Below are 15,820 nucleotides of genomic sequence, written 5' to 3' on the forward strand. Positions count from 1 at the left end.
AGTCACATCTCGGCATACAGGCGACCGGGATTGAGGATGCCGTGGGGGTCCAGCTGCTGCTTGAGCTGAAGGTGATAGCGGGCATTGGGGGCGGCCAGCGGCATCAGCGGGCTGTCCTCGGCGGCGACGGTGCCCGGGGTATAGCAGATGGCATGGCCGCCCAGCCGACTGGCCAGCGCGCGGATGCGCTGGGCCGGGGCATCGCTTGCAAGCCAGCGCTGTGCACCCGCCCAGTCACACAGCAGGTCGGCATCCCCCACAGGGCCCAGCAGTTCGCTGACGGCGGCTTGCCACTCGAGGTGGTCCAGCGCCAACGGCAGCGACAGTCGCCACAGTGCCTGATGCGGTGCGCGCGCGCTGAAGAAGGGCAGGCGCTGCTCACGCAGCTCAGTCCAGTGCGCCGTCGCCTGATCCGCCGTCAGGGCCTCGCCGCCCAGCTGCTCGCACCCGGCCTGGACCGACCGCTCGCCTCCTTCCAGACGCAGGGTGAGGCGGCCGTCATGCCAGCTGGTCGCCGTGATCGGCAGCGGCGTGCGGCCCCAAGCATTCAGGTGAGACAGCGCCTCGGCGAGGCTGATTTCCAGACACAGCGATTCGCTTGCCACCGGGCGCGGCATCACCTTGAGCGAGACTTCACTGATCACGCCCAGCGTGCCCTGGGCGCCGCACATCAGGCGCGACAGGTCATAGCCCGCCACGTTCTTCATCACTTCACCACCGAAACGCAGCGCCTTGCCGTCGGCGCTGATGATGCGCGTGCCCAGCACCAGGTCGCGCAGGCTGCCGCTCCAGGGGCGGCGTGGGCCGCTGAGCCCCGAGGCGAGAGTGCCGCCGACGGTCGCCGCGGGCCCGAAGTGGGGTGGCTCGCAGCTCAGGTGCTGACCTTGCTCGGCGAGCACGGCCTCCAGCGTCGCCAGCGGGGTGCCGGCGCGCACCGAGACCATCAGCTCCACCGGGTCGTAGTGGGTGATGCCATGATGCGCGCGCATGTCGAGCACTTCCTCGGCGGCCACTTCACGGCCTAGAAAGGCCTTGCTGCCACTGCCGGCGATGCGCAACGGGCGTCTCGCCTCATGGGCGGCGCGGACCTGTGCGCGGAGTGCCTCGCTGGCATCCTGCTGCTGCGGGGGCTGGCTGGCGGCAGGCGTAGCGCACTCGGCATGGCTTGGCACCTGATCCTGGAGCGAATCATCTGGCTCTGGCATGGCATGTCTCTATTAAAGTGGCGATGAAGTGGTGAACGTCAGGTAGCGAAAGGTCAGGCGGCAGCGGATTCGAGAGCTGTCCATGACAGAGAAACCGTCCAGCCACGCGGCGTCTGTCTAGAAACGCGGCAGATCGGGGTGCGGCAACTGGTTGTCATGCACGTGCATGGCACCGAATTCGGCGCAGCGCGCCAGCGTCGGGATGTTCTTGCCGGGGTTGAGCAGGCCAGCGGGGTCGAAGGCGGCCTTCACGGCATGGAAGACGCTGATCTCCTCGTGGTTGAACTGGGCACACATCTGATTGATCTTCTCGCGGCCCACGCCATGTTCGCCGGTGATGCTGCCGCCGGCGGCCACGCACAGTTCGAGAATCTTGCCGCCGACCTCCTCGGCCAGTTCCAGCTCGCCGGGCTGGTTGGCATCGAACAGGATCAGCGGGTGCATGTTGCCGTCACCGGCATGGAAGACATTGGCCACCGCGAGCCCCGATTGGCGCGAGAGCTCCGCGATGCCGTTCAGCACGGCGGGCAGCTCGCGACGCGGAATGGTGCCATCCATGCAGTAGTAGTCCGGCGACATGCGACCCACGGCGGGGAAGGCATTCTTGCGCCCGGCCCAGAAGCGCGCGCGCTCGGCCTCGTCCTGTGCCTGGCGGATCTCGGTGGCGCCGGCGCGCTCCAGCACCTCACGGACTCGCGCGCAGTCATCGACGACATCGGCCTCGGCGCCGTCCAGCTCGCAGAGCAGAATGGCGGCGGCCTCGACCGGGTAGCCCGCGTGGATGAAGTCCTCGGCGGCGCGGATCGCCAGGTTGTCCATCATCTCGAGCCCGCCGGGGATGATGCCGCAGGCGATGATGTCGCCCACCGCGCGGCCGGCCTTGTCGATATCGGCGAAGCTCGCCATCAGCACCTTGGCGGTCTCGGGCCTGGGCAGCAGGCGCACCGTGACTTCCGTGACCACCCCCAGCATGCCTTCGGAGCCGGTCATCAGCGCCAGCATGTCCAGCCCGGGCGAGTCGAGGCTGTCGGCGCCGATCGTCATCGCCTCGCCTTCGATGGTCAGCATCTCGAGCTTGAGCAGGTTGTGAACGGTCAGGCCGTACTTGAGGCAGTGCACGCCACCGGCATTCTCGGCCACGTTGCCGCCGATGGAGCAGGCGATCTGCGAGGAGGGGTCCGGCGCGTAGTAGAGCCCGAAGGGCGCGGCGGCCTCGGAAATGGCGAGATTGCGCACCCCGGGCTGCAGGCGTGCGGTGCGGGCGTCAGGGTCGATCTCGAGAATCCGTGCCATGCGCGACATCACCAGCAGCACGCCTTGCGCCAGCGGCAAGGCACCGCCGGATAGCCCGGTGCCGGCGCCACGAGTCACCACCGGCACGCCCAGCGCATGACATTCACGCAGCAGGGCGGCGACCTGCTCGACCCGCTCCGGCAGGGCGACCAGCATCGGCATGACGCGATAGGCGGACAGGCCATCACATTCGAAGGGGTGCAGGTCCTCCTCGCGGTGCAGCAGCGTCAGGTCCGGCAGCAGGGTGGTGAGATGCGCCAGCACCTGACCCTTGTCGTGCTGGGCCAGCGGTCCATCCAGCGTCGGGTCATAGAGGATATTCATGCACTGCCTCCCGGAGGTTGGGGTCTGCGCGGCTGCTTTCTGTCGTTGCTGTCTGTCGTTACTGTCGGCTGGTGCGGGGTTCGAGCGAGTCGCCTGTCGATTCCGCCGCACCTGATCTGCACACAATCTGGCCTGCCTCCCCGGCCTTGTCCATGCTTCACATCAGTGGTCTGACCAGACATTCGTCTAGTGTTTGCGCAAGGAAAACCACGCTTTACTGGCCTCACGTCCGCTGCCATCAGGCGGCTTTGCGTCACTCGATCGACAGGTCTGACCAGTCGGAAATCTCCAGGCGCTGCCAGCGGGTTGATCAAGTGCCACGAGCGGGTTGATCAAGGCCCAGCACACAAAGGTCGAGCAAAAGGGGAGGGGCAGGATGCTGCGAACCATCGCCGAGTCAGGAGCTGACCCCCGCGCTGCGGATCAGGCCGCGGCGCGTCTGGAGCAATTGATTCTGGACGGCGTGCTCAAGCCCGGGCAGATGATCCCCTCGGAGCGCCGGCTATGTGAGCGGCTGGGTATCTCGCGGGCCTCGCTGCGCGAAGGGCTCAGGCTGTTGCGTGGCAAGGGCATCATCGAGACGCGTCATGGCAAGGGCTCGAGCGTCGCGGCGCTGTTGCCGAGCGGCGATATCAGCCCGCTGATGCACCTGTTTCGAGATCAGCCGCGCACCCTGTATGACCTGCTGGAAGTGCGGGCTTTGCTGGAAGGGCAGTCGGCGCGACTGGCCGCCCAGCGCGGCACGCCGGCGGATAGAGTGTTGATCCGGCGTCATTACGAGGCGATGGCGGCCTGCGTGCGCGAGTATCCGCCCGACTTCGCGTCCTCAGCGCCGGGCGATGAGGCGCTGCCGGATGCCCAGCAGCTGGCGCGTCACGACCACGCCTTCCACCACGCCATCTGTGAGGCGTCCCACAATCCGGTGCTGGTGCATACGCTCAAGGGCATCAATGACCTGCTGCTCAGCTCGGTGTTCGCCTCGCTGCGCAATCTCTACCATCGCCCGATTCCCCGCGGCCAGATCAATGCCCAGCACACGGCCATCTACCGCGCGGTGATGGACCAGCAGCCGGAGGCGGCAGAGAAGGCGGCGCTGGAGCATCTGCACAGCATTCGCGACAACCTGCGCGAGCTGGAGGCGGAGGACGAGCGGCTGGTGCGCTCGGCCATGCGGCTGGAAGGCTTCGAGTAGCGCGTCAGGGTTCTGGCTCAGGCGGACAAGCAGGCTGGCAAGCGGGGCGGACTCAAGGCAAAGTGGGCAGCTCATCGCCCAGGACAACGTGCTGCCTTCATGTGGAAACTCTCTTCCGCGAGTGATTGGCTCGACCGCCTCAATCACTCCCGCCACGCCATGCTGTGGCTGTTCATCGCCTCGATGCTGGAAACCCTGCTGATCCCGATTCCCATCGAGGTCGTTCTGATCCCGTGGATGCTGCGCCACCCCGAGCGCCGCTGGCGCGTGGCCGCGGTGGCACTCGCCGGCAACCTGACCGCGGCATTGCTGGGCTTCTATTTGGGAGCCTACGCGCTGGCGGCGTGGGGCGATGGGTTGATCGGCTTCTTTGGCGGGCAGCAGGCCTTCGAATCCTTCCAGCAGCGCTTCAGCGAGCAGGGCTTCCTTGCCATCATGCTGATCGGCATCGTGCCGATTCCCTTCCAGAGCGCCATGCTGGTCGCCGGTGCCAGCGGCTATCCGGTCGCGTTGTTCCTGCTGGCGGCGCTGATCGGGCGCGGGGTGCGCTATTTCGGGCTGGCAGCCCTGGTGGCACTGGTCGAGGATCAGGCACTGGCGCTCTGGCAGCGCTACTCGCGCCCGCTGGGAGTGATCGGGCTGGCGCTGACCGGCGTGTGGTTGTGGCAGGCCTTCATCGCCTGATCGCTCACTCTTGCCGGCTTGCGCTGACCTGCGACAGCAACGCCTTGCCGCGCTGATAGTCGGCCTGCCAGATCGCCTCGGGCACCATGCTGCCGCCGGTGGCCCAGACGACATGGGTGGTATTGGCCTGCACCTCGCCGTCATCCAGCCCGTTGGCCGCCCGCCAGGCGTGCCACTCGGGGGCATCATTGCGCAGTACGTGGCGGATACCGGGCACGCCGGCCAGCGCGGACGGTTCAAGCATGAGGCCTTCGCTGTCATATGCCAGCGCGAGCAGTTCGAGCAGATGCTCATCGCGCACGGTATGGATGCCGCTGAGCAAGGGGGCCATCACGCGCCCGACGAAGGCCGAGGCGCGACCCACCGCCAGGCCATCGGCGCAGGTGCGATTGTCCAGCCCGATATCCTCCACCGCGATGCCGTCATGTTCGCCGGTCAACATGCCCAGCAGCATGCAGGGGGAGCTGACCGGTTCAGCGAAGAAGCAGTGCACGGCGTCACCGAAGACCTGCTTGAGGCCGTAGGCCACGCCACCCGGTCCGCCGCCGACGCCACAGGGCAGATAGACGCAGAGCGGGTGGCGGGCATCCACCGGGATGCCCTGCGCCGAGAGCTGCTCCGCGAGGCGGCTGGCCGCCGTGGCGTAGCCCACGAACAGATCCCGCGAGCTTTCATCATCGATGAAGTGGGCGTTGGGCTGCTGCGCTTCCTGGCGCCCCGCGGCGACGGCCTTGCCGTAATCCCCGCTGTGCTCCACGACCTCCGCGCCCCGGGCGCGCAGCAGGTCCTTCTTCCATTGCTTGGCATCCGCCGACATGTGCACGGTGACGCGAAAGCCGAGCCGCGCGCTCATGATGCCGATGCTGAGCCCCAGATTGCCGGTGGAGCCCACCACGACCTGTTGGCCGGCCAGCAGGTCTCGTATCTCATCACGCTGGAAGGCGCGGTAGTCGTCTTCCTGATGCAGCAGCCCTGCGTCAATGGCGAGACGCTCGGCATGCTTGAGCACTTCATGGATGCCGCCGCGCGCCTTGATCGAACCCGAGATGGGCAGGGCGTTGTCACACTTGATCATCAGGCGGCCGGGCAGCGGGGATTCGGTTGCGCTGAGAGGAGATGCGGTCGAGGCTATGCCGCTCAGCGCCTGCTGCAAGCCGGGCGTTGCCACCAGCGGTGATTCGATGCGCCCTGACGCGGCGGCGGTCTCGGGGAAGGCTTCGGCAATCCAGGGAGCGAAACGCATCAGGCGTGCGTCGGCGTCCTCGATGTCCTGGGCTCCCACGCCACTCGCCTGCAGCGCCGGTGAGGCGAGCGCCTTGGCGGTCGCGACGCGTTCAGGGTTGAGCCAGCCGATTTCGCGGCCGGCCATCAGGCTGGCGATTTCAGGGTGACGCAGCGTCAGGGCGTGGAGGTCATGGGGCGTGGCAGACATGCGGTGTCCTTGTGGGGGCTCGATCCAGCGATCAGGTCAGATCACAGGTTAGCGCGTCTTCCACTGGCAACGCACGTAGCCCAGCTTTCACATTCCGTAAAGGTCAGTGACAAAAAAGACCGAATTTTTTGGCAACCGTCGGGATAGAAATGCAAAAGGTGCAGTCATAGTAAGCAAGGACATGATGTTATCGCGATGTTATGTCTGGCTTTAACTGTTCTTTGGTCCGCCACGGTTTTCCTGGCGGATTTTTTTATGCCTGAAATACGCGGGCTTTGGCAGGTTTTCGCCTGGGGCGTTTGGATTCTCCCAAGCTTTCAGCGACTTTCACTGTGACTATAGGTCTTGGGGGCAGGGCGCGGCACAGCGCTTCCCAACGACTGTCACCGCCTCGGGTTGCGGCGCGAGAATTGATGGGTGTCAGGCTGGCGGCAGAGATTGATTAGCCATTGGGTAATCTTCGAGGCGTTGGCCTGCTGGTGCAAGCATGCTGAAGGCGCTCTCGATGCACTCGGTTTTCTCAGCCATCACGTACAGAGCCCCCAGCGGTGATGACCGCTGGGGGCTCTGTACGTTTGGTCTGGCTCCAAGCAGTTTCTTGATGGGTGAACTGTCTCAACAGCCGTTCTGCATCACCAGCAGCGCACTCAGAACATCGCGGCGGGTGACCATGCCGATCAGGCGGCCCTGCTCGACCACAGGATAGACCTTGGGACGCTGGCCATTCATGTGCTGCGCCAGATCCGTGATGCTGTCATTCGGGCCGACGCTGAGGACTTCGTGACGCATCAGGTCGCCGACCTGGGCATGCTGGCCGCAGTGATAGGCACTGTCGAGCAGCTTGCCGAGGATGTCCTGTTCGGAGATGAAGCCGATCAGGCGGTCCAGGTCATCCACGACCGGCACGCCGGGCAGACGGTGGTGGGTCAGGCCCTGGGCGAGTTCGAGAATGCTGGTGCGCGCCTTCACGCGATAACAGTCGCGGGACATGATGTCGCGAAGGGTCGAGGGCACCTTGAGCTGGGTGGCTTTCATGGGCAGATCTCCTGCGTCACTGCTCTTCGACTCTCCGGTGAGGGAGCCGTGCGATGAATGCCGGCAGCCACTATCGTGACTGCCGGCGACATTCAACATCTGTTCAGAGCATAGGGCATCACTGCGTGAGCTGCGCGTCCCGTTGCCTTGAGGGGGTATCAGTCACCCGGACCGCATTCCATGCAGCGCTCGACGATGGCCGGGCCCAGCTGCAGGTTGGCGTTGAGGTCACGCAGCGCGGTGCGCAGGCCTTCCTCGATCACCGGGTGATAGAAGGGCATTTCCAGCATCTGCTCGATGGTCATGCGTTGCTGATGGGACCAGGCCAGCAGGTGGGCGAGGTGCTCGGCACGCGGACCGAAGATCTCGGCGCCCAGCAGCAGGCCGGTGCCTTGCTCGCCATAGACGCGCAGCATGCCCTTGTTCATGCGCATCACGCGGGAGCGACCCTGGCCGGTGAAGTCGACTTCGCCCACCGCGTAGCAGTCGCAGGCACCGTAGCGCTGTTCGATCTCGGCGGTCGAGAGGCCGATGGTGGCCATCTGCGGATCACTGAACACGACGGCGATGGTGCTCTTGCGCTGACCGGCACGCACGTCGGGGAAGCGACCGGCGTTGTCACCGGCGATTCGACCCTCATCGGAGGCTTCGTGCAGCAGCGGCAGGTCATTGTTGGCGTCGCCGGCGATGAAGACATGGCTCGGCGTGTCGTCGCTCAGACGAGTCTGCAGGGTGTGACGATTGAAGATCGGCACGCCGCGCTCGTCCAGCTTCAGGCCCAGCGCCTCGATATTGAGGCGATCGACATTCGGGCGACGGCCGGTGGCCGCGAGCAGGTAGTCGAAACGCTCGGTGAGGCGAGCTTCGCTGCCACGCTCGATGAAGGTGATCTCGACCCCGGCACCGTTATCGTCCTCGACACGTTCGATCTTCTCGACCTTTGCGTCCGGGTCGAGGTAGAACTCCTCGTTGAAGACGCGATCGGCATTGGCACGCAGCTTCTCGTCACGCAGCGGGCCGATGGCGCCGCCGACACCGAACATGCGGATGCGCACGCCGAGACGCGTGAGCGCCTGGCCCAGCTCCAGCCCGATGACGCCCGGGCCGAAGACGGCGACGGATTCCGGCAGGTCGTCCCAGTCGAAGACGCTGTCGTTGATGATCAGGCGGTCACCGGCATTCTCGAAGAAGCCCGGGTAGCTGGGGCGTGAGCCGGTGGCGATCACGACACGCTCGAAGGTGACGCGGGTCTCGTTGTCGCCGATGATCAGGCTGTTGGCGGTCTCGAAACGCGCATTGCCGCGCAGCTTGTCGTGGGAGGGAATGCCTTCCACGGACTCGACCACGAAGCCGACGAAGCGGTCGCGCTCACGCTTGACGCGGTCCATCACGGCGCGGCCATCCACCTTGACCTCGCCTTCGATATTGATGCCGAACGGTGCGGTGTCACGGGCGTGATGCGCGGCTTCGGCCGCACTGATCAGCAGCTTGGACGGCATGCAGCCGACACGGGCACAGGTGGTGCCGTAGGGGCCGCCTTCGATCATGACCACGGAATCGGTGTGTGCCTTGGCGGCGCGATAGGCACCCAGACCGGCACTGCCGGCACCGATGATGGCGACTTCAACCTGGCGTTCGTTCACGTCGTACTCCTCAAGGCGCGCCAGCGGCGCACCTGACAATGGGGTCTCAGGCGCGAGCGTGGCCCGCGCGTGATGAAAAGAGAAAGTTATCGGGGCCTGTCAGCGTGATGCGTTCAAGCGCTGGTCAGGCTGCCGAAGTAGCGGGCGACTTCATCGCTGCCGCCGACATGCTCGCCGTCGATCCAGACCTGCGGCACGGTGGCCTGACCGGTCATGGCGCGCAGGGTGCGTGAGGTTACGCCGCGGGTGCCGACTTCGATGACTTCGTAGCTGATGCGTGCTTCGTCGAGCATCTGCTTCGCACGTGCGCAGTACGGGCAGCCCGGCTTGCTGAACAGGGTAGCGAAGCTGGGACGGCCGGCGTCCGGGTCCAGATAGTCGAGCATGGTATCGGCGTCGGAGACTTCAAAGGGGTCGCCCGGCTTCTGCGGCTCGATGAACTGCTTCTCGACCACGCCGTTGCGTACCAGCATGGAATAGCGCCAGCTGCGCTTGCCGAAACCGATGTCGCTCTTGTCGACCAGCATGCCCATGCCGGCGGCGAAGTCGCCGTTGCCATCGGCGATCAGGCTCAGGTTCTCGGCTTCCTGATGCTCGCCCCAGGACTCCATGACGAAGGCGTCATTGACGGACAGGCAGACGATCTCGTCGACGCCGACAGCATAGAAGCGATCGGCCAGCTCGTTGTAGCGCGGCAGGTGAGTGGAGGAGCAGGTCGGGGTGAAGGCGCCCGGCAGGGCGAAGACCACCACGTTGCGGCCCGAGAAGATCTCCTCGCTGGTGCGCTCGACCAGACGGCCGTCGCGACGGATCTTGAAGCTGACGTTCGGGACCTGCTGGCCTTCGTGTGATTCGAGTTGCATGAAATTGGCTCCGGTCTCGATGAGACGTATCTAAAGGGGATGGCAGGCGACTGAGGCTCGATGACAATGTCGAGTGCATGAGAAATCAGTGCCTTGCGAAACTGGAGCCAGTCTAGGGGCAAGCCTCTTGCGGGTGAATTTGATTGCATCAAGCGAGGCGATAGCTTTTCTTGATGATACTGCTGACAGTCAGTCGTGTGCTGGCTCATGGCCTTGTTCTCGGCAGGAACGTGCTGGTCGGCAAGCGGCTTTTTTGCCGGAAATAGTTATACAGACTTGATATTTGCCCCTGTCAGCCATAGGTAGTGGGTACGTCACGGCATCGTCAGGCGTCGAGTCTGGCAAGCGAGGCAATAGATGAACGCACGAGAGTACATGGCGAAGCACGGCCTGGACGGCGACAAGGACAAGGAGGAGGACAAGCCTCAGAGTCTGGAAGAACATGCCTGGGCACGTGCACGTGAGTCCGGCAGCCATCGGCCACGCACCGGGACGCCGCATGACTGGGAAGACTGGGAGCGCTACCACGAGCAGCTGGCCGCGGACTCCGAGAAGCTGTCCCAGAAGATCGATCGTCAGGCCCGCGCCGGCGGATCCGCCTCTGCGCACGACGATGACGTCGACAAGGCTGACGCTGATCGAGACGGGCAGTGATCGAGAAGGACTGTGATCAAGAAGGACACTGATCAACACGAGTACCGAACATTCATGACCTCCGTGGAGTCACGGTTGTCACAATCGCAAGGAGCAACTCATGGATATCATTCGCATCATTCTGGCCATCATCCTGCCGCCGCTGGGCGTTCTCATGCAGGTGGGTGTCGCCAACAAGCATTTCTGGATCAACATCATCCTGACCTGCTTCGGTTTCCTGCCGGGGATCATCCACGCGGTGTGGGTCATTACCAAGTTCTGACCGCCGCTGAACCCCAGAGGCTCTGATATGGCTGCCCACCTCGGGCAACCCAGAGTTGAAAGGCCCAAAGCCCCCGCTGCCTTGTGTGCAGCGGGGGCTTTTCAGTGGGCGCTCACCGGGGAAGCGCCATGTGGCGTCGGTGATTCAGCGGCGGTGCATGCCGAGGGCCCTTGGCGAATGGCAGGCGACGGTAGTTCAACATTTAGACTTTCGCATAGCCTGATTTCAACGCTTTTCAGCGAGCGCGGCGCTTGTCGCCTCTCGCTTGCCCCCGTAGGGTCAAATGGGACTGAGGGCAGCGATCAGGGCCGGTGAAGCCTGTTCGATCACATGCTCCACGATAACAACAACACGTATGGATACCACGCATGGTCACGACTGCTGAGCCCGACGCGCCGCAGGAGACCAGCTCCTGCTTCGCGATCTTCAATGATGTGCAAAAGAGCTATGACGGCGAAACGCTGGTGGTCAAGGGCTTCAATCTTGAAGTCCAGCGCGGCGAGTTCGTCACCCTGCTGGGACCGTCCGGTTCCGGCAAGACCACCTGCCTGATGATGATGGCAGGCTTCGAAACGCCGACCCACGGCGACATCCTCCTCGACGGTACCCCCATCAATGACTTGCCACCGCACAAGCGCGGCATCGGCATGGTCTTCCAGAACTATGCACTGTTTCCGCACATGAGCGTGGCCGAGAACCTGGCCTTCCCATTGGAAGTGCGCGGCATGAGCAAGGAGGAGATCTCGACCAAGGTGGCCAACGCGCTGGACATGGTGCGACTCGGCGAATTCGGCGATCGCCGTCCGGGGCAGCTCTCCGGCGGGCAGCAACAGCGGGTCGCCCTGGCACGTGCGCTGGTCTTCGAGCCGGAGCTGGTGCTGATGGATGAACCGCTGGGGGCGCTGGACAAGAACCTGCGCGAGGAGATGCAGTTCGAGATCAAGCGCATCCACCAGCGCCTCGGCGTCACCATGCTCTATGTGACCCATGATCAGACGGAAGCGCTGACCATGTCGGACCGCATCGCGGTCTTCAATGACGGCATCGTCCAGCAGCTGGCAACCCCCGAGGCGCTGTATGAAGCGCCGGAGAATGCCTTCGTCGCCTATTTCATCGGCGAGAACAATCGCCTCAACGGCCAGGTATCGCAGCTTGACGCTCAGGGGGAGCATTGCACGGTGACCCTCGACAGCGGCGAGCAGGTACGGGCACTCAAGGTGGCCGTCAATGAGGTCGGCGAGCGCACCCAGCTGTCACTGCGCCCGGAGCGGGTACGCCTGCTGTCGGCGGAAGAGCCAGGCGCCGCGGGCACGCAAAGCCCTCCCGACAATGTCTTCTCCGCCGAGGTGCTCGAGGTGATCTATCTTGGAGATCATCTGCGCACGCGCGTGGCGGTGTGTGGCAGTGACGAATTCATCATCAAGACACCCAACGCCGAGGGTTATCCGCCCTTGCGGCCCGGGCAGACATTGCAGGTCGGATGGGACGCCTGCGACTGCCGGGCGCTGGATGCCTGAGGCCAGCAAAGGTCAGAACAGGCCAGCAAAGAACAGGCGAGAAAGGACAGGCGAGTAAAGACAAGGCAGCACGGGAGGTGAAGCACGCTTCCTCAGCAGAGCAAGAGCAGATTTCGCGACAAGAGTGCAGCACAACAACAAGAAATCAGGGAGATTCATCCATGTCAGTCATCAATCAGTTCACCGCGTCATTCACTACCTCGCGCCCGGGCATGCCGCTGCGCAGCCTGCTGGCGGTTGCCGTGGCAGCGGCCGGCATGAGCGCCGGAGCGGCCCAGGCCGAGACGCTCAATATCGTCTCGTGGGGCGGCGCCTATACCGACAGCCAGAACAAGGCCTATCACGAGCCCTGGGAAGAGAAGAGCGGCGACACCGTCGTCAATATCGACAAGTCATCCAATGCGCTGTCCGGTCTGCGCGCACAGGTCCAGGCCGGCAACGTCACCTGGGACCTGGTCGACATGCTGCCCAGTGATGCCTTGATCGCCTGTTCGGAAGGCCTGATCGAGCCGCTGGACCCGGACACCCTGTTCGCGGCAGCGCCGGATGGCACGCCGGCCAGCGAGGACTTCATCGAGAATTCGCTCAGCGAGTGCTTCGTGCCGCAGATCGTCTACTCCAACATCGTGGCCTTCAATACCGAGATGTTCCCCGAGGACAAGCAGCCGGATTCCATCGATGACGTCTTCAATCTCGAGGAATTCCCCGGCAAGCGTGCGCTGCAGAAGAAGCCGATCAACAACATGGAGTGGGCGCTGGTAGCCGATGGCGTGGCCCCGGAAGATGTCTACGAGATGCTGGATTCCGAGGAAGGCATCGAACGTGCCTTCGCCAAGCTCGATACCATCAAGGACAGCGTGATCTGGTGGGAAGAGGGCGCACAGCCGCCGCAGCTGCTGGCGGACAAGGAAGTGGCCTTCGCCTCGGCCTACAACGGACGCATCTTCGATGCCGAGGTCAACGAGAAGCAGCCATTCTCCATCGTCTGGGATGCCCAGGTCTTCGAGCTGGATGGCTGGGTCGTCCCGACCGGCAAGCTCGACAAGGTCAAGGATTACCTGATGTTCGCCACCGATACCCAGCGACTGGCGGATCAGGCCAAGTACATCTCCTACGGGCCGGCGCGTACCTCCTCCGCGGCACTGGTCTCGACCCATGCGGACACCGGCATCGACATGAAGCCGCACATGCCCACCTATGGCCCCAACTTCGAGACCGCCATCCCCAAGGATGACGAATTCTGGGCCGACAACCTCGATGAGCTGAGCCAGCGCTTCAACGCCTGGCTGGCACGCTGACCCCTGCACTGACCCGCTGGCCCCGGTGGCGCACACCCGCGCGCCGGGGCCTTTTTGATCATGCCTGATGGCCCGTCGGCCATGCTCGATTCCGCCAGGTTGGCTTCCGTCACTGTCACGCGGAAGCCGGCTGGCGGCCCAGGCATCCTCGGATAGCCGATCAAGGAGTGCAGGATGAGCGATTCCTCCGCCCCGGCCACGTCCGGAAGCGCAGCACATGACCCCACTGGCGCCCCCGGCGCGGCGCTGACCACCGCCGATGGCGTACCGCTGAAACAGAGCCTCAATCGCGCCATCCGTCGCAGTCGCATCAAGGCGTTGCTGCTGGTGGCGCCGTTGCTGGTCTTCATCGGGCTGGCATTCGTCATGCCCATCTTCGACATGCTGTCACGCAGTGTCGACAACCCGGAAGTCTCCACCTATCTACCGCGCACCAGCGAGGTGCTGGTCGACTGGGACGGCGAAGGGTTGCCGGAAGAGGCCGCCTACGCCGCCCTGGCGCAGGATCTGGCCGCGGGACTCAAGGCGCGCAATCTCGGGCGCGTCGCCTCGCGTCTCAACTACGAAAAGTCCGGCATGCGGTCGCTGTTCATGAAGAGCGCCCGCCGTGCCGGTCGCATGGAGGCCCCTTACAAGGCCGCGCTGATCAAGGCCGATGAGGATTGGGAGGACCCGGATATCTGGCGTCTGATCAAACGCGAATCGTCGCCTCTCACCGCTTCCTACTATCTGGCGGCGGTGGATCGCCAGTTCTCACCGACAGGCGAGATCGTCGAGAAACCGGAGTATCTGCAGATCCACGTCTCGCTGTTCATCCGCACCTTCTGGATGAGCGCGGCGATCACCGGGCTGTGTCTGTTGCTGGCCTATCCGGTGGCCTGGCTGCTGGCGACCCTGCCAGCCAGTCGCGGCAATCTGCTGATGATTCTGGTGCTGCTGCCGTTCTGGACCTCGCTGCTGGTGCGAACCACCACCTGGATCGCGATCCTGCAGCAGCAGGGGGTGCTCAATGACATGCTGGTGGGCGTCGGGATACTCGCCGAGGAGGCGCGTATCCAGATGATCTACAACAAGACCGGCACCATCATCGCGATGACCCACATCCTGCTGCCGTTCATGATCCTGCCGCTGTACTCGGTGATGAAGACCATCCCGCCCAGCTACATGCATGCGGCGCGCTCGCTGGGTGCCGGGCCGATAACCGCCTTCCGGCGTGTCTACTTCCCGCAGACCTTGCCGGGCATCGGGGCGGGCTCGATTCTGGTCTTCATCCTCTCCATCGGCTACTACATCACGCCGGCACTGGTGGGCGGGCAGTCGGGCCGCTTCATCACCAACTTCATCGCCTATCACATGCAGACCTCGCTCAACTGGGGCCTGGCAGCGGCCATTGGCTCGATACTGCTGGTCGTGGTGATCCTCTTCTATCTCGTCTACAACCGCCTGATCGGTGTGGACAAGGTCAAACTGGGGTGACAGATGGCCATACCTTCCTATGCAACTCGTGGTGAGCGGATCTGGCATTGGGTGTTCTGCGTGCTGTGCACGCTGATCTTCCTGTTCCTGATCGGGCCGATCCTGGTGATCATTCCGCTCTCGTTCAATGCCGAACCCTACTTCACCTTCTCGGAGAAGATGCTGTCGCTGGACCCGGAGGGCTACTCGCTGCGCTGGTATCAGGAGTTCTTCACCTCGGATGAGTGGATGCGCTCGATCAAGAACAGCATCATCGTGGCGGTGTGCGCGACGGTGCTGGCCACGGTACTGGGCACGCTTGCCGCACTGGGGCTTTCCAGCCGTTTCATGCCGTTTCGCAATACCATCATGGCGATCCTGATCTCGCCGATGATCGTGCCGCTGATCATCAGCGCCGCGGCGATGTTCTTCTTCTTCTCGAAACTGGGGCTGACCCAGACCTATCTGGGCGTGATTCTGGCGCACACGGCGCTGGGCATTCCCTTCGTGGTGATCACGGTGACGGCGACGCTGTCCGGCTTCGATCACTCGCTGACACGTGCGGCGCACTCGCTGGGGGCCAGTCCGAGTCGCACCTTCTTCCGCATCATCCTGCCGCTGGTGACGCCGGGGGTGGTGTCCGGTGCGCTGTTCGCCTTCATCACCTCGTTCGATGAAGTCGTGGTGGTGCTGTTCATCGCCGGGCCGGCGCAGACCACCATCCCGATCCAGATGTGGTCCGGTATCCGCGAGGAGATCAGCCCGACGATTCTGGCGGTGGCCACGCTGCTGGTGATGGTCTCGATCCTGCTGCTGACGACACTGGAGCTGATTCGCCGCCGCAATGAACGTCTGCGCGGCCTGACGCCGAGCTGACCACTGTCCTCGACCCTCTGCCCTTTGCTCTTGAGTGCTGAGCGCTTGATGGCTGTGAGAAACAGGAGTCGCAAGAAACGCCCTTGC

At 64.0% G+C, this 15,820-nt stretch carries 14 protein-coding genes; 8 read left to right on the forward strand and 6 right to left on the reverse strand.

Annotated features, from left to right (window positions below):
- Positions 1-2 precede the first annotated feature (2 nt).
- Together glcE and glcD are read right to left on the reverse strand one after the other, a co-directional pair.
- Complete coding sequence (glcE, locus tag LCW13_RS06165) at positions 3-1,205, reverse strand: glycolate oxidase subunit GlcE (protein ID WP_153635411.1); 1,203 nt, start codon at positions 1,203-1,205, stop codon at positions 3-5.
- A 117-nt stretch (positions 1,206-1,322) separates the two neighbouring features.
- The gene (gene glcD, locus LCW13_RS06170; RefSeq protein ID WP_153635412.1) at positions 1,323-2,822 is read right to left on the reverse strand and encodes a glycolate oxidase subunit GlcD; all 1,500 of its coding nucleotides are present in this window, start codon (positions 2,820-2,822) and stop codon (positions 1,323-1,325) included.
- A 376-nt stretch (positions 2,823-3,198) separates the two neighbouring features.
- Here glcD and glcC point away from each other — a divergent pair, with 376 nt between their 5' ends.
- Both glcC and LCW13_RS06180 read left to right on the forward strand, forming a co-directional pair.
- The gene (gene glcC / locus LCW13_RS06175; protein ID WP_153635413.1) at positions 3,199-4,014 is read left to right on the forward strand and encodes a transcriptional regulator GlcC; all 816 of its coding nucleotides are present in this window, start codon (positions 3,199-3,201) and stop codon (positions 4,012-4,014) included.
- Positions 4,015-4,113: 99 nt separating this feature from the next.
- A complete protein-coding gene (locus tag LCW13_RS06180; RefSeq protein ID WP_153635414.1) occupies positions 4,114-4,698 on the forward strand; it encodes a YqaA family protein in 585 nt (194 codons plus the stop codon).
- 4 nt (positions 4,699-4,702) lie between these two features.
- Here LCW13_RS06180 and LCW13_RS06185 read toward each other — a convergent pair whose 3' ends face one another.
- From LCW13_RS06185 to LCW13_RS06200, 4 genes are all read right to left on the reverse strand, one after another.
- Entirely contained in the window at positions 4,703-6,130 is a 1,428-nt protein-coding gene (locus LCW13_RS06185) for a D-serine ammonia-lyase (protein WP_153635415.1), read from the reverse strand.
- Positions 6,131-6,745: 615 nt separating this feature from the next.
- Positions 6,746-7,165 (reverse strand): CBS domain-containing protein, encoded by a 420-nt coding sequence (locus tag LCW13_RS06190; RefSeq protein ID WP_043334523.1) that lies wholly within the window; start codon positions 7,163-7,165, stop codon positions 6,746-6,748.
- Between the two features lie 158 nt (positions 7,166-7,323).
- Positions 7,324-8,808: a dihydrolipoyl dehydrogenase gene (locus LCW13_RS06195; protein WP_153635416.1), complete on the reverse strand. Its 1,485-nt coding sequence runs from the start codon at positions 8,806-8,808 to the stop codon at positions 7,324-7,326.
- Positions 8,809-8,921: 113 nt separating this feature from the next.
- A complete protein-coding gene (locus tag LCW13_RS06200; RefSeq protein WP_107335176.1) occupies positions 8,922-9,671 on the reverse strand; it encodes a glutathione peroxidase in 750 nt (249 codons plus the stop codon).
- A 375-nt stretch (positions 9,672-10,046) separates the two neighbouring features.
- On the opposite strand from LCW13_RS06200, the gene LCW13_RS06205 reads away from it, so the two are divergent.
- The 6 genes from LCW13_RS06205 to LCW13_RS06230 all read left to right on the forward strand — a co-directional run bounded on the left by LCW13_RS06205 (position 10,047) and on the right by LCW13_RS06230 (position 15,733).
- Entirely contained in the window at positions 10,047-10,325 is a 279-nt protein-coding gene (locus LCW13_RS06205) for a hypothetical protein (protein WP_197738711.1), read from the forward strand.
- A 100-nt stretch (positions 10,326-10,425) separates the two neighbouring features.
- Positions 10,426-10,587 carry a YqaE/Pmp3 family membrane protein gene (locus LCW13_RS06210; RefSeq protein WP_043334518.1) on the forward strand — a complete coding sequence of 54 codons (162 nt, stop codon included), beginning with the start codon at positions 10,426-10,428 and terminating at the stop codon, positions 10,585-10,587.
- Between the two features lie 368 nt (positions 10,588-10,955).
- The gene (locus LCW13_RS06215) at positions 10,956-12,104 is read left to right on the forward strand and encodes an ABC transporter ATP-binding protein (RefSeq protein ID WP_082388792.1); all 1,149 of its coding nucleotides are present in this window, start codon (positions 10,956-10,958) and stop codon (positions 12,102-12,104) included.
- A 161-nt stretch (positions 12,105-12,265) separates the two neighbouring features.
- The gene (locus LCW13_RS06220) at positions 12,266-13,402 is read left to right on the forward strand and encodes an extracellular solute-binding protein (protein WP_225347830.1); all 1,137 of its coding nucleotides are present in this window, start codon (positions 12,266-12,268) and stop codon (positions 13,400-13,402) included.
- A gap of 174 nt (positions 13,403-13,576) precedes the next feature.
- The gene (locus LCW13_RS06225; RefSeq protein ID WP_153635417.1) at positions 13,577-14,878 is read left to right on the forward strand and encodes an ABC transporter permease; all 1,302 of its coding nucleotides are present in this window, start codon (positions 13,577-13,579) and stop codon (positions 14,876-14,878) included.
- Positions 14,879-14,881: 3 nt separating this feature from the next.
- Positions 14,882-15,733: an ABC transporter permease gene (locus LCW13_RS06230; RefSeq protein ID WP_153635418.1), complete on the forward strand. Its 852-nt coding sequence runs from the start codon at positions 14,882-14,884 to the stop codon at positions 15,731-15,733.
- The last annotated feature ends 87 nt before the right edge of the window (positions 15,734-15,820 follow it).

Source organism: Cobetia amphilecti, from assembly GCF_020217465.1.
GTDB lineage: Bacteria > Pseudomonadota > Gammaproteobacteria > Pseudomonadales > Halomonadaceae > Cobetia > Cobetia amphilecti.